10 protein-coding genes are annotated in these 14,320 nt (G+C 64.5%); all 10 read left to right on the top strand.

Features of this window, described 5'->3' with window-relative positions; translation table 11 throughout:
• Positions 1 to 20 precede the first annotated feature (20 nt).
• The 10 genes from DEM27_RS26605 to DEM27_RS26560 all read left to right on the top strand — a co-directional run bounded on the left by DEM27_RS26605 (position 21) and on the right by DEM27_RS26560 (position 14,312).
• Positions 21 to 1,118, top strand: a complete 1,098-nt coding sequence (locus DEM27_RS26605; protein ID WP_109461281.1) for an RHE_PE00001 family protein — start codon at positions 21 to 23, stop codon at positions 1,116 to 1,118.
• Positions 1,119 to 1,264: 146 nt separating this feature from the next.
• Positions 1,265 to 2,512, top strand: a complete 1,248-nt coding sequence (locus tag DEM27_RS26600; RefSeq protein WP_109461280.1) for an ABC transporter substrate-binding protein — start codon at positions 1,265 to 1,267, stop codon at positions 2,510 to 2,512.
• Between the two features lie 196 nt (positions 2,513 to 2,708).
• A complete protein-coding gene (locus DEM27_RS26595; RefSeq protein ID WP_109461279.1) occupies positions 2,709 to 3,842 on the top strand; it encodes an iron-containing alcohol dehydrogenase in 1,134 nt (377 codons plus the stop codon).
• Between the two features lie 216 nt (positions 3,843 to 4,058).
• On the top strand, positions 4,059 to 4,907 hold the full coding sequence (locus DEM27_RS26590) for a helix-turn-helix domain-containing protein (RefSeq protein ID WP_109461278.1): 849 nt from the start codon (positions 4,059 to 4,061) through the stop codon (positions 4,905 to 4,907).
• Positions 4,908 to 5,222: 315 nt separating this feature from the next.
• On the top strand, positions 5,223 to 6,236 hold the full coding sequence (locus tag DEM27_RS26585; RefSeq protein WP_109461277.1) for a branched-chain amino acid ABC transporter permease: 1,014 nt from the start codon (positions 5,223 to 5,225) through the stop codon (positions 6,234 to 6,236).
• Positions 6,236 to 7,321, top strand: coding sequence for a branched-chain amino acid ABC transporter permease (locus DEM27_RS26580; RefSeq protein ID WP_109461276.1), 1,086 nt, complete (start codon positions 6,236 to 6,238; stop codon positions 7,319 to 7,321). The genes DEM27_RS26585 and DEM27_RS26580 overlap by 1 nt, the downstream gene beginning before the upstream one ends.
• Positions 7,321 to 8,106, top strand: a complete 786-nt coding sequence (locus DEM27_RS26575; RefSeq protein WP_109461275.1) for an ABC transporter ATP-binding protein — start codon at positions 7,321 to 7,323, stop codon at positions 8,104 to 8,106. The genes DEM27_RS26580 and DEM27_RS26575 overlap by 1 nt, the downstream gene beginning before the upstream one ends.
• The gene (locus DEM27_RS26570; protein WP_109461274.1) at positions 8,099 to 10,318 is read left to right on the top strand and encodes an ABC transporter permease; all 2,220 of its coding nucleotides are present in this window, start codon (positions 8,099 to 8,101) and stop codon (positions 10,316 to 10,318) included. The genes DEM27_RS26575 and DEM27_RS26570 overlap by 8 nt, the downstream gene beginning before the upstream one ends.
• Before the next feature lie 3 nt (positions 10,319 to 10,321).
• Positions 10,322 to 11,152: a phosphoenolpyruvate hydrolase family protein gene (locus tag DEM27_RS26565; protein ID WP_165823623.1), complete on the top strand. Its 831-nt coding sequence runs from the start codon at positions 10,322 to 10,324 to the stop codon at positions 11,150 to 11,152.
• A 49-nt stretch (positions 11,153 to 11,201) separates the two neighbouring features.
• Positions 11,202 to 14,312 carry a flotillin family protein gene (locus DEM27_RS26560; protein WP_109461272.1) on the top strand — a complete coding sequence of 1,037 codons (3,111 nt, stop codon included), beginning with the start codon at positions 11,202 to 11,204 and terminating at the stop codon, positions 14,310 to 14,312.
• Positions 14,313 to 14,320: the final 8 nt, after the last annotated feature.

Here is a 14,320-nt window from a genome sequence, read left to right as displayed (position 1 = left end):
GCTGTGCTAGACAAAGACCGATGGTCTATCGCCTCGACACGATTCCCCTCGACCGGCTGATAACACCGGTCGCCCGCGCCACGGCGATGCTGGCGCGGCTGGACGAACGCATCGCCCGCTCGCCGATCGGAGCGGGCTGGATCGAGCGGACACATTTCCAGGATGCCGTGTCGAGCCTCTGGATCGACGGCGAACTCGTCCACCTCGAAGATCTCGTGCTGCACGACAACCACATGGATATTCGTGCACCGACGCACGAACTGGTGCGCGCCCATGCCGTTTTGCGCGCCCGTCGCCAGATCTTTTCACATCCGCCGGACTGGGCGCTTTCGCCCGCAGGCTTGCGCCATCTGGCCGGTCGCGGCTCCGCGGAACCCCCGCCGCTCCCGGCGACCGATCCCTCGCCGGAACAGAGGCAGGACGAGCCGAGCGACGAGCACCGTCTCGACGAGGAACTGGCAGCAATCGACGCCGTGCTGAAGCGCTCCGGCGAAACCATGGCACGGCTGCGCAACGACGGCCCCGCCGCGGCTCTGCGCGAGCGCGACCCGTTGGCCTACGATCTCGACTGGGACGAGGACGGCCGGCTGGACGAGTGGCACCGGCTCGCCGAGGCCTCCCAGCACCTGCCGCCGGTGCTGCGGGCCGCGTTGTTGCTCGATGTGTGGCGTACGATCGACGTGCTGCAGCATGTGCCGTGGCTCGGGCGGTTGCTGGTCGCGGCATTGCTGCGGCAGGCCGGGCTTGTTACCGCGCACCTCGCCGCCCTCAACAGCGGCCTTCGCGCCGTGCCGCGCGAACTGCGCCATGCGCCCGACCGGACGACACGACTGGTTGCCCTGCTACAGGCGATGGAAGAGGCGGCGACGCTCGGCATGAAGGAGCATGACCGGCTGATGCAGGCAAAGGCACAGATGGAGCGGCGGCTGAAGGGGCGGCGGTCGAATTCCAAGCTGCCGCAGCTTGTCGATCTCGTCCTGTCGCGGCCGATGGTGTCGTCGACGATGATCGAGCAGGAGTTGAAGGTGACGCAACAGGGAGCCCTCAACATGGTTGCCGACCTCAACCTGCGCGAGATGACCGGGCGGCGGCGTTTCCAGGCCTGGGGTGTGGTCTAGTCCCGGGAACCAATGGTTCGGCCGAAAAATCAGACTTAAAGATATAAGAGGGAACTTCGGGAAATCGGGTTCCGCCGCCTCTCCCATACTCTCGCTCTCGTTGGTGGAGAACCCCCGTTGAGGAACGGGCCATGGGAGGAACGAAAATGAAGAAGTGGTTGTTGACCACGGTGGCTGCCGCCGCCATGCTTTCAGCGGGCTCGGCGCTGGCCGAGGATATCAAGATCGGCGTGCTTGCCACGCTGGAAGGCACCTATACGGTGCTCGGCGAAGATGCGCTTCGCGGCGTTGAGGTCGCTCTGAAGGAAATCGGCGAGATCGACGGCAAGAAGATCAACCATATCATCGCTTCGACCGACACGACGCCGGATAGCGCTGTGCGCGCCGCCCGCAAGCTTGTCGAGCAGGATGGCGTCACCGTGATCGTCGGTCCGCTTTCCGGTTCGGAAGGCATTGCGCTGCGCGACTTCGCCAAGCAGAACCCGAACATCACCATCATCAACGGTCTGTCGGGCGCCCAGGAAGCAACCTATGTCGATCCGGCGGAAAATTTCTTCCGTTTCAACATGGACGGCGCGCAGTGGGGTGCCGGCCTTGGCGAATATGTCTACAACGACAAGGGCTGGAAGAAAGTGGCATCGGTCGCCGAAGACTATTCTTTCGGTTACACGAACTTCCTCGGCTTCGCGCTCGGTTTCTGCCAGGCGGGCGGCGAGATCACCGAACGCCAGTGGGTGCCGCTCGGCACCAAGGACTTCGCCTCGATCATCGCCTCGCTGCCGGATGACGTCGACGCCATCTATGTCGGCCTCGGCGGCGGCGATGCCGTCAACTTCCTGAACCAGTACCAGCAGGCCGGTGGCGAAGCCCACCTGATCGGCGGCACGATCATGGTCGACGGCACCGTTCTCAACGCCAAGGGCGATGCCAAGAAGGCGCTGATCGGCACGCCGTCGGGCGGCCCGCAGGCGGATACCTCGGACGATCCGGCCTGGACCAAGTTCGTCAAGGCCTATCAGGACGCCTTCCCGGCCGACAAGCGTTTCCCGTCGCCGTCGCTGTTTGCGACCGGTTACTACAACTCCACCATGGCGACGCTGAAGGCGCTGCAGCAGGTGAAGGGTGACGTTTCCGGCGACCAGAAGGCCTTCCGCGAGGCGCTGGCCAAGATGGAACTCGATGCGCCGAACGGCCACATCAAGCTCGATCAGAACCGCCAGGCGATCGGCACCAACTTCATCAGCGAAGTGGCCGAAGGCCCTGATGGCAACCTGATCAACAAGCTGGTCAAGACCGTTCCGGACGTCAACCAGACGCTCGGCCTGCCGGCGGACGTCTTCGCATCGATCGGCCTGCCGTCGCGCGACGTGCCGGAATGCAAGAAGTACCAGTAACAGCCTGAAGCGCCGGCCGGGGCCTTCTGCCCCGGCTCCTGTTTCCATCCCCCGCGACGCCTTGTCTCAATCGGGGACGGGCGGCGCCTGTCCCTGGATCGGGCCGGGCTGCCGGCCGGTGAGCCGTTGCGCCATGAGGGTGCCCCGGCTTGCCGCGACCGACCGGGCGCGGGCACGTTCGCCAAGGGTTGGGCCCATGTCGCTGATCAACTATCTTACCAGGATCCATTTCGCCGACGACGTGCTGGAAGAGGCGCTGCTGGCGGAAACTGCGGCGCTTGGCATCCGCCGGCCGCTGGTTGTTACCGATCGCGGCGTGCTTGGCGCCGGCCTGCTCGACCGCCTGCTGGATTCCTTCGACAGCCGCACCGAACCGGTGGTTTTTTCCGAAACGCCCTCGAACCCGACGGAAGCCGCCTGCCGGCAGGCCGCGGAGATTTTCAAAGGCAACGACTGCGACTGCCTGATCGGGTTTGGCGGCGGTTCGTCTATCGATCTTGCCAAGGCTGCCGGTATCCTGGTCAGCCACGATGGCGCGCTGCAAAGTTATGCGGCGGTAGAGGGCGGCACGGCACGCATCCGCGACGTCCTTCCGCCCATCATCGCCATTCCGACGACGGCAGGTACCGGCTCGGAAGTCGGCCGCGGCGCGCTGATCATCCTTGACGACGGCCGCAAGCTTGGCCTGCTGAGCCCATACCTCATCCCCAAGGTCGCCATCTGCGATCCGACCCTGACGCTGACCCTGCCGCCGCTGCTAACGGCCGGAACGGGCATGGATGCGCTGACGCATTGCGTCGAAACCTATATCGCCACCGCCTACAATCCGCCGGCAGACGGCATCGCCCTCGACGGCCTGCGCCGTGCGGCCGCCAACATCGAGCGCGCCGTCCAGAAGGGTTCTGACCTGCAGGCCCGCCGTGAAATGATGGCGGCGGCGATGAACGGTGCCCTCGCCTTCCAGAAGGGGCTCGGCGGCGTGCATGCCATGAGCCATGCGCTTGGCGGCCTCGCCGGCTACCATCTGCATCACGGTACGCTGAATGCCGTTCTGTTGCCGCATATGCTGGAGTTCAATGCGCCCGCCGTTTCACATCGATACACGGCGCTCAAGGACGCCATCGATCTTCCGCGCGGCGACGATCTGTCGGAGGCGCTGTCGCGGCTGAGCTGCCGCATCGGCTTACCTAAAAAACTCGCCGCCATGGGGGTGGATCGGGCCGCCATCGAAAAGGCTGCACCGCAGGCGGAAAAGGATCATACCAACGGCACCAATCCGCGGCGGGCGACGGCCAGCGATTATCTGCAGCTCATGAGCGCGGCACTTTAGGTGTTCGCAAATGCAAGAAAAAGCCTGTGGATTTTTGTGCGTCGCAAGAAATGCGAAGTAGAGTGTAATAATCACATTTACGTTTTTCAATGGAGCAGCTTCAAAACTGCAGCATCCATATCTTTCAGTATCTTTTTTGAAACGCCGCATCTTGCGGGCGGTGCCTGTTTCAATGCTTAATCCGGACAATAATAACCGCAAAAGCGGGAGGGAGGAATGAGTACAGCCTTGGCCGTATATCACGGGCTGTTCGGGCGTGCGACGCTTTACAAGCTCAACCGCCCGATGGTGACGCATGCCCATCGCGAAGGACATCTGGCGTTCTTCGTTCAGGGGGCTCCCAGCGTGATCACCGCCTCGGGAATGGACTGTCGTGTCGACGGGGGCACGGCGAGCGCCGTGAACCCGTGGCAGGCCCATAGTTTCATGCCGGGCGACGCGGACGGCGGCACGCTGTTTCTCGTTCTCTACATCAAGCCGATATGGTTTCTGGAGGTCGGGCGCAGCGCCCAGAGCGCGCTCAGGTTCGGCCGCGACCGGATCATCGTCACGCCGCAGATTCACCGTCTGGTGCAACTGGTCTCGACGCTGCTGCTGGAGGATGAGCAATCCGACCTTTTCGACGGTTATCTCTACGAACTGACGCGTGAATGTTACGACCAGACATGGCAGTGGTCGCCGGATGCCTCGCCGTTCGGCGACGACAGCACGCCGTTCAATCAGCAATGGAGCGGCGTGCGCGACTACCGTGTCCGCAACTCGATCCGGCTGATGAACGAGCGTATCGGCGACGAACTGGCGTTGGACACGATCGCCCGTGATTCCGGCCTCTCGCGGCCGCATTTCTACAAGCTTTTCCGCGAACATGCCGGGCTCACGCCGAATGTCTATCTGAACACGCTCAGGATGGAAAACGCCATCGACAAGCTGACGCGGACGAAGACGCCGATCACCACCATCGGCCTCGATCTCGGCTTCGCCTCGCAGGCCAGCTTCACCCGTTTCTTCACCGCCAACGTCGGCATTCCCCCGACGGATTATCGACGCGTTGCCTATGTCGGCTGAGGCCTGAAGGCTGCACCGGGCGAAGTCGATTCGTCTCTCGTTCGCCCGCGCCACCGGCCGAGATTTTGCAGGTTGGGGCCGAGAAGATGTGCGTTTGCAGACACTTGGCCGACGCAAAACCATCCGCGGCGCTTTTGCCGATTGGATGGGAAAGGATGAGACTGAAAGGTACGGTATTTTCCGGCCGCAGTCTTAATCTCCTCGTTACGAACAAAGTCGACCTGCACTGGGAGGATGCAACTTGACCTTTGCGATGGGCCAACTGCGCGCATCCGTCTGCGCCCCCTTGCCGGCCGGCCGGCCGTGGAGCGCGCCATGAGGTCGTTCATCAACCGGCAACCGATCTGGTCGCTGATCATTTTCATCGTGCTGGCCTTTTTCGTCTGGGCGATCTTTGCCGCCTGGCCACCCGGTTTCGAGGATGTGTTCGGCAAGAAGAAAGTGTTCCTCAACGCCTTCTTCAACGGCATCACGCTGGGTGCGCTTTATTTTCTCGTTGCTTCGGGCTTCACGCTGATCTTCGGCCTGATGAAGAACGTCAACCTGGCGCACGGCTCCCTTTACATGCTCGGCGGCTACATCGGCTACGGCGTGGCGGTGACCACCGGCTGGTGGCTGCTCAGCTTCGTCGTCGCCTTCATCGTCGTCGGACTGCTCGGCATCGTACTGCAGGTGGTGGTGTTCCGGCGCATGGAAGGCGAGGACCTGCGCCAGACGCTGGTGACGATCGGCATTTCCATCGTGCTCGCCGACCTGATGCTGTGGATCTGGGGCGGCAATTTTTACCAGATCCTGGCGCCCGAGTGGCTGTCCGGCCCGGTGAAACTGCCGCTCGTCACGGCGCTGAAAAGCAACGGCGAAGCCGTCTACCTCACCTATCCGATCGTTCGCCTCGTCATCTTCCTCGGCGCCGTCGTCGTTGGCGTGCTGATGTGGCTGGCGTTGAACCGGACGCGCGTCGGCATGCTGATCCGCGCCGGCGTCGACGATCGCGACATGCTGTCGGCGACCGGCGTGCGCATCCAGCGCGTCTTCGTGCTGGTCTTCGCCTTCGGTGCAGGTCTTGCCGGCATCGCCGGCGTCGTCGGCGGCACATTCCAGTCGATGGCGCCGGGAGAAGATACCCGCTTCCTGCTGGCCTCGCTGGTGGTCGTCATCGTCGGCGGCATGGGCTCCATTCCCGGGGCCGCGGTCGGCGCGCTGATCATCGGCCTCGCGGAGCAGTTCGGCTCCGTCTATTTTCCCACCTATGCCGTGGTGCTGACCTTCCTGATCATGGTGGTCGTGCTCGCCTTCCGGCCGCAGGGCCTGTTCGGGAGGACCCGCTGATGGCGTCGACGGATCAACTCACCAGCCGCGTCGATGCCTCCGGCAAGCCGCATAAACGCGCGGAACTCTACGGCCCGGCCAATATTCCCTGGGTCTACTGGGTCCTCGGTTTCATTCTGCTGCTGATGCCGGTGGTCGCCAGCAACTTCGTGCTCTTCCAGATCTTCGGCTGGGCTTTCATCCTCGGCATGGTGGCGCTGAGCCTGATGTTCCTGGGCGGCTACGGCGGCATGGTCAGCCTGGTGCAGATGTCCGTCGCCGGTCTTGCGGCCTATATGGTTGCCGTCTTCGGCCATAGCGGCGTGGTGCAGATCAGCCTCGGCTGGCCCTGGTGGCTGACCGTGCCGGTAGCGCTCGCCATCGCCACGCTGTTCGGCACGATCACGGGAGCGCTGGCGGTACGAACGGCCGGCATCTACACGATCATGATCACGCTCGCCATTGCGACCGCCTTCTTCTATTTCGTCCGCCAGAACTACGGTGTCTTCAACGGCTTCAACGGTTTCAACCAGGTGCTGCCGCCGCAGCTCTTCGGCGTGGACTGGCGCCAGCCGGTGCCGATCTATTACCTGACGCTGTTCTTCGCGACGCTTGCCTATTTCGTCGTCATCTACGTCGCCCGCACCCCGTTCGGCCTGGCGCTGCAGGGCGTGCGCGACAATCCGCGCCGTATGGCCGCCCTCGGCTTCAACGTCACGGCGCACCGCATCGCCGCTTACGCTTTCGCCAGCTTCATCGCGGCCGTCGCCGGCGTGCTGCTCGTCTGGCTCAACGCCCAGATCTCGCCCGGCACGGTGGCTGTCGGCCCGGCCATCGATATCCTGGTCATCGCCGTCATCGGCGGCATACGCCACCCGATCGGGCCGTTCATCGGCGCGCTGATCTTCGTCGTCCTGCGCACCTTCGCGCTCGACGTGCTGGTGCTGGTCGGCATTCCCGGCGAGCGGTTCCAGCTGCTCGTCGGCCTTGCCTTCCTCGCCATCGTCTTCTGGTCGCCCGACGGCATCCTCGGTCTCTGGCCGCGCTTCCGCGACCGCATGCGCGCCGCTTCGTCATTGACGGCCGAGCGGGACAGGAGGCTCTGATGGCGGTCAGTGTTGCACAAAGACTGTCCGCCGCCGGCACCGCCAATGCGCTCGAACTGCGCGGCGTCACCCGCATGTTCGGGGCGCTGGCTGCCCTGACCGACGTCTCGCTGACCGTCCGTCCCGGAGAGCGCCGCGCGGTGCTCGGCTCCAACGGCGCCGGCAAGACGACGCTGTTCAACTGCATCACCGGCGATTTCTTGCCGACCTTGGGCACCATCCGCCTGTTCGGTGAGGATGTCACCGAATTTCCGGCTTATGAGCGCATCCGCCGCGGCCTGCGCCGCACCTACCAGATCTCGCTCCTGTTCACGGGCCTCAGCGTCCTCGACAACATCTATCTCGCCTGCCGCGGCGTATCGCGCGGTCGCTTCTCGCTGATCCGGCCGCGCCGCAACGAGGCGCTGATGCATTCCGCCGAACAGCTCGCCACCGCCGTCCACCTGATCGACGTGCGCGACACCAAGGTTGCCGAACTGTCCTACGGCCAGCAGCGGCAGCTGGAAATCGCCCTGGCGCTCGCCGGCGCCCCGCGCTTCATCCTCTTCGACGAGCCGGCCGCCGGCCTGTCGCCGACCGAGCGGCGCGAGCTGATCGAAATCCTCACGAACCTGCCGGCCCATATCGGCTACATCATCATCGAGCACGACATGGACGTCGCGCTGCGCGTCTCGGAAAGCGTGACGATGATGCACAACGGCCGCATCTTCAAGGAAGGCCGGCCGAGCGAGATCGAAAGCGATCCGGAAGTGCAGGAACTCTACCTCGGAGGCGGTCATGGCTGAGCGCCCGAGATCGTCCGAATCCATCCTCGAAGTCCGCGGGCTGAACGTCTATTACGGCTCCTCGCATGCGTTGCAGGGCGTCGACCTGACGCTGCAGGGCGGCGTGCTCTCCGTCGTCGGCCGCAACGGCATGGGCAAGACGACGCTGTGCAAGGCGATCATGGGCCTCGTGCCGTCGTCCAGCGGTTCGATCCGTTTCGATGGGCAGGAGCTGCGCGGCAAGGCGCCGGCCGATATCGCCCGCCTCGGCATCGGCTACGTGCCGCAGGGCCGCCGGCTGTGGCGGTCGCTGACGGTGGACGAACATTTGCGGCTGGTGGCCGGCAGCAACAAGGGCGCCTGGTCTGTCGACCGCATCTACGCCACCTTCCCACGGCTCGCCGAGCGCAAGCAGAATGGTGGTGGCCAGCTTTCCGGCGGCGAGCAGCAGATGCTGGCGATTTCCCGCGCCCTGCTGCTCAATCCGAAACTGCTTGTCATGGACGAACCGACCGAGGGCCTGGCACCGGTCATCGTCAACCAGGTCGCCGAAATGCTGGTGCGGCTCGGCGAGGAAGGCGATATCGACGTCCTCGTCATCGAGCAGAATATCGGCGTCGCCACCACGGTCGCGGACAAGGTCGCGATCATGGTCAACGGCCGCATCAACCGCGTCACCGACGCCGCCCAGCTGGCCGGCGACAGGGAGTTGCAGCAGCGCCTGCTCGGTGTCGGCCGGCATGGCGAGGAGGCGCATGAACCAGAGGCCGCACCGGCCGAGGGTGGAGACGGGAAAACCGCCGAACAGCGCACGGCATCGACGGTTACCAAGATCTATGTCTCGAATCCGAAACCGCCGACCCGCTGGTCGCAGCCGGTGCCGGTGCGGGTGCTGGAGCAGTCGGCCCGGCCGATGACGCAAGTCGGCTCCGGCTCGACGGATGTCGGCTCGGCCGAACTGCGCCATCTCAACGCCGGCGGTGACGTCGCTATTCTGGTGGCCGGCACGCTCGATACCAAGGGCGAGGAACTGCGCTACATCAGAGACATCATCAAGGCCGCCGGCCTGCCGGTGCGCCTCGTCGACCTCTCGACCTCGGGAAAACATTCCGGTGCCGATATCCCGGCGCACCAGATCGCGGCCTTCCATCCGCGCGGCGCCAGCGGCGTCTTCACGTCGGATCGCGGCACCTCTGTTGCCGGCATGACGCTCGCCTTCGAGCGCTGGATGCAGCGGCGCGGCGCCGTGCTGGGCATCATCAGCGCCGCCGGTTCGGGCGGCACGGCGATCGTCGCGCCGGCGATGCGGGCGCTGAAAGTCGGCATTCCCAAGGTGATGATCTCCACCGTCGCTTCCGGCGACGTGCGCAAATATGTCGGGGCCTCGGATATCTTCATGCTGCATTCGGTCGCCGACGTGCAAGGGCTGAACTCGATTACCCGCGATATCCTGGCGAACGGCGCCAACGCGCTGACAGGCATGGTCAAGGCGCAGCAGGCAAGCCGCGCGGAAACCCGCCGGACCACTGCTGCCGAAACACCGCGCACGGTGGGCCTCACCATGTTCGGCGTCACCACGCCCTGCATCCAGCAGATCACCGCCGCGCTCGGCGACGATTACGAATGCCTCGTCTTCCACGCCACCGGCATCGGCGGCCAGTCGATGGAAAAGCTGATCGACGGAGGCCAGATCTCCGCTGTTATCGATATCACCACCACCGAGATCTGCGACATGCTGGTCGGCGGCATCTTCCCGGCGACGGAGGACCGGTTCGGTGCCGTCATCCGCAGGCAGATGCCCTATATCGGCTCGGTCGGCGCACTCGACATGGTGAATTTCGGCGCGCCGGAAACCGTGCCGGAAAAATTCAAAAACCGCCTATTCTACCAGCACAATCCGCAGGTGACGCTGATGCGTACGACGCGGGCCGAAAACATCGAGATGGGCCGCTGGATCGGCGGCCGGCTGAACGAGATGGAAGGGCCGGTGCGCTTTTTCCTGCCGGAGGGCGGCGTCTCGGCGCTCGACCGTCCGGGCCAGCCGTTCCACGATCTCGATGCCGACCGCGCTCTGTTCCGCACGCTCGAAGAGACCGTGCGGGCCACATCCAACCGGCAGCTCATCCGCGTGCCGCACCACATCAACGACCAGGCATTTTCGGACGAAATCGTCCGTACCTTCCGCGCCCTTCACGGCGGCGGGCGGCAGCGGCCGGGACGGGCAAGGAGATAAATCATGGCGATCGAACGATCGAAGATCCTCGAAAAATTCCGCGGCATGGTGGCGCGCGGCCAGCCGATCGTCGGCGGCGGCGCCGGCACCGGACTTTCGGCCAAATGCGAGGAGGCCGGCGGCATCGACCTCATCGTCATCTACAATTCCGGGCGGTACCGCATGGCCGGGCGCGGATCGCTCGCCGGCCTATTGGCTTACGGCGACGCCAACCAGATCGTCGTCGACATGGCGCGCGAGGTACTGCCGGTGGTCAAGCACACGCCCGTGCTCGCCGGCGTCAACGGCACCGATCCGTTCCGGCAGATGGATGTGTTCCTCGACGAGCTGAAGCGTATCGGTTTTTCCGGTGTGCAGAATTTTCCGACCGTCGGCCTGATCGACGGCACCTTCCGTGCCAATCTGGAAGAGACCGGCATGTCCTACGGGCTGGAGGTCGACATGATCGCCAAGGCGCATGCCCGTGACCTCCTGACGACACCCTACGTCTTCAACGCCGGCGAGGCGGACGCGATGGCGAAGGCGGGCGCCGATATCATCGTCTGTCATTTCGGGCTGACGACCGGCGGCTCGATCGGCGCGGAGACGGCGCTGAAGCTCGAGGATTGCCCGGCGCTGGTCGACGAATGGTCGGAAGCGGCGCTGAAGGTCAACAAGGATGTGATCATCCTGGCTCATGGCGGCCCTGTCGCCATGCCCGAGGACGCCGAGTTCATCCTGAAGAACACGAAAAACTGCCACGGCTTTTACGGCGCCTCCTCGATGGAGAGGCTGCCGGCCGAGATTGCACTCACCGAGCAGACCGCCCGGTTCAAGCAGATCAAAGGACGGTGAGCGCCATGATCGCCGATACCGTCACGACGCGCATTTGGGGAGAGAAACCATGACTGGACAGCTGATCGGCCAGCTCATTCTTTGGCTTATTCTGGCGGTCATCGTCATCGCCATCGTCTATTGGGTGATGAACTGGCTCTACCGACGCTCGACCAAGGAAATCGCCTTCGTCCGCACCGGTTTCCTCGGCGAAAAGGTGGTGATCGACGGCGGCGCCTTCGTCTGGCCGATCATCCACGACATCACGCCCGTCAACATGAACACGCTGCCGCTGGAGATCGTCCGCAATCGCGAAACGGCGCTGATCAGCAAGGACCGCATGCGCGTCGATGTCGAGGCGGAATTTTACGTCCGCGTCCGGCCGACCCGCGAGGCGGTGTCGATTGCCGCCTCGACGCTTGGCCGGCGGACGCTGGAGGCGCAAAACCTGCATGCGCTGCTTTCCGGCAAGTTCGAATCGGCGCTGCGCGCCATCTCGGCCGAGATGACAATGGAGGAAATGCACGAGCAGCGCGCCGAATATGTCAATCGTGTCCGCGATCTTGCCCAGGAAGGCCTGTCGAAGAACGGCCTGGAGCTGGAATCGGTGGCGATCAAGGATATCGACCAGACCGAGCTGCAATATTTCAACCCCTCGAACCGGTTTGACGCCGAGGGTCTGACGCATCTGATCCAGGATATCGAAAGCCGCCGCAAGCTGCGCAACGATATCGAGCAGGATTCGATCATCAAGATTCGCACCCGCAACCTGGAAGCCGAAAAGCAGGCGCTGGAAATCGAACGCGCCAGCGAGGAGGCCCGGCTGGAGCAGGAACGCGACGTCGAGTTCCGCCGTGCCCAGCAGCGCGCCCAGCTGGCCCGTGAACGCGCCGAGCGCGACACCGAAGCCGAAAGCGCCATGATCCTCGCCCGCGAGGCGATCGAGAAGAACCGCATCGCCAACGAGCATGCCATCGCCGAAGCCCGCATTTCCGCCGAACGGCAGATCCGCCAGCGCGAGCTGGAGCGGCAGCGGACCATCGAGACGGCAGAGATCGAGACCCGCGAGGAAATCGAAAAGGCCCGCATCCTGCAGGAGCGCGCCGTCGCCGAAGCCCGCATCGCCAACGAGCGCGAAACCCAGGCCCGCGAGATCGAGCGCCAGAGCATGATTCAGCAGGCCGAGATTTCCGCCCGCGAAAATGTCGAGCGCGCCCGCATCGAGCAGGAACGCAAGGTCACCGAAGCCCGCATCGCCAAGGATCGCGAGACGCAGTCGCGCGAAATCGAGCGCCAGCGGCTGATCGACGAGGCAGAAATCGCCGCCCGCGAAGCGACGGAAGCCGCCCGCATCGCCCAGGAAAAGAAGATCGCCGCCGACCGAATCGCCTATGAGCAGGATGTGCGCGAACGCGAGATCGCCCGCACCAAGGCGCTGAGCAGCGCCGAAATCCTCGCCAACGAGGAGGTCGAGAAGGCCCGTATCGAACAGCAGGCGCGTGTGGATGCCGAGCGCATCACTGCCGAGAAGGACACTCGCAACCTGCAGATCGCCCGCGACGAAGCGGTGGAAACCGCCGACATCAAGCGCCGCGACGCCGTCGAGCGCGAACGGATCGCCACGGAACTGGCCATCGAAAAGGAGCGGATCGAGCAGCAGGCACGCATCGACGCCGAACGCATCGCCGCCGAAAAGGGCACGCGCAACCTGCAGATCGCCCGCGACGAGGCCATCGAGACCGCCGAGATCAAACGGCGCGATACGGTGGAACGCGAACGCATCGCCACCGACCTTGCCATCGAGAAGGAGCGGATCGAGCAGCAGCTGCAGATCGACGCCGAGCGCATCGCCGCCGAAAAGGAAACCAAGAACCTGCAGATCGAGCGCGACGAGGCGGTGGAAACCGCCGACATCAAGCGCCGCGATACCGTCGAGCGCGAACGGATCGCTGCCGATCTCGCGATCGAGAAGGACCGCATTGCCCAGCAGGCCCGCGTCGATGCCGAGCGCATCACGGCGGAAAAGGATACCCGCAGCCTGCAGATCGAGCGCGATATCACCATCGAGACGGCCGATATCAAGCGCCGCGACACGGTGGAGCGCGAACGCATCGCCGCCGACCTTGCGGTCGAGAAGGAGCGCATCGCCTCGTCCAAGGAACGGGAAGTCCGGGACATCGAGCGCAAGCGTGCCATTGAGGAGGCCGACGAGGCCCGGGTCATCGAGCTTGCCGCCAAGAAGGCGGAGCGCGCCGAGGCCGACGCCAAGGTTCGCCAGGCCGAGATTGCCGCGCAACGCGACGTCGAAACCAAGGAGGTCGAGCGCGATCGTGTTCTGGAAGCGGCCCGCGTCGAGCGCAAGCGCGCCATCGAGCAGCTGGAAATCGCCCGCTCGCAGGTGCTGCGCGAAGCCGAAATCGCCTCCCGCGAGGAGGTGGAGCGCGCCCGCATCGCCTCCGAACGCGGCATTGACGAAGCCCGCATCACCCAGGAGCGCGACCGCCGCAAGCTGGAAGTGGACCGCGAGCGCGAGGTCGAGAACGCGCTGATGGAGAAGGCGATCGTCCTCTACAAGAAGTCGCTGGAAGAATCCGCCGCCCGTGCCGAGGCCGATCTCGCCCGTGCCCGCGCAGCGGAAGCCGAGGAGCAGGTGAAGACGACCCGCGAGACCGAGGAGGCCAAGCGCCGCCGCAACGTCGACATCGTCATGGCCGAGAAGGCGGCGCAGGAAAAGACCATTGCCGCCTCGGCGGAAAAGGTTCGCCGTGCCGTCGAGGCCGAGGCGCAGAAGCTGCTCAACGAGGCCGAAAACGTGCTCACCGACGAGGCGCGCTACTCGCTCTTCCGCCGCAAGCTGCTCGATCACATCGAAGGCATCGTTGCCGCCTCGGTCAAGCCGATGGAGAAGATCAACGACATCCGCATCATGCAGCTCGGCGGCAGCGGCATGGGCGGGGAGGGCGCGCCGCGCAACCCGACCGACGAGGTGATCGAATCCGCGCTTCGGTATCGTGTCCAGGCGCCGCTGATCGACAACCTGCTCCACGATATCGGTATCGAAGGCGGCAGCCTGACCAAGATGGGCGGCCTCATCCGCGAGGCGAGCGACTTGCAGCGCATTGCCAAGGATTCCGCGCCGAAAGGCGGCGGTGGCGCCCCGAAATCCGACGACAAGAAGTGAGGTAAGCC

This window comes from Rhizobium album (assembly GCF_003122325.1).
Classification (GTDB): domain Bacteria; phylum Pseudomonadota; class Alphaproteobacteria; order Rhizobiales; family Rhizobiaceae; genus Metarhizobium; species Metarhizobium album.
This window is presented reverse-complemented; position numbering and strand designations above follow the sequence as displayed.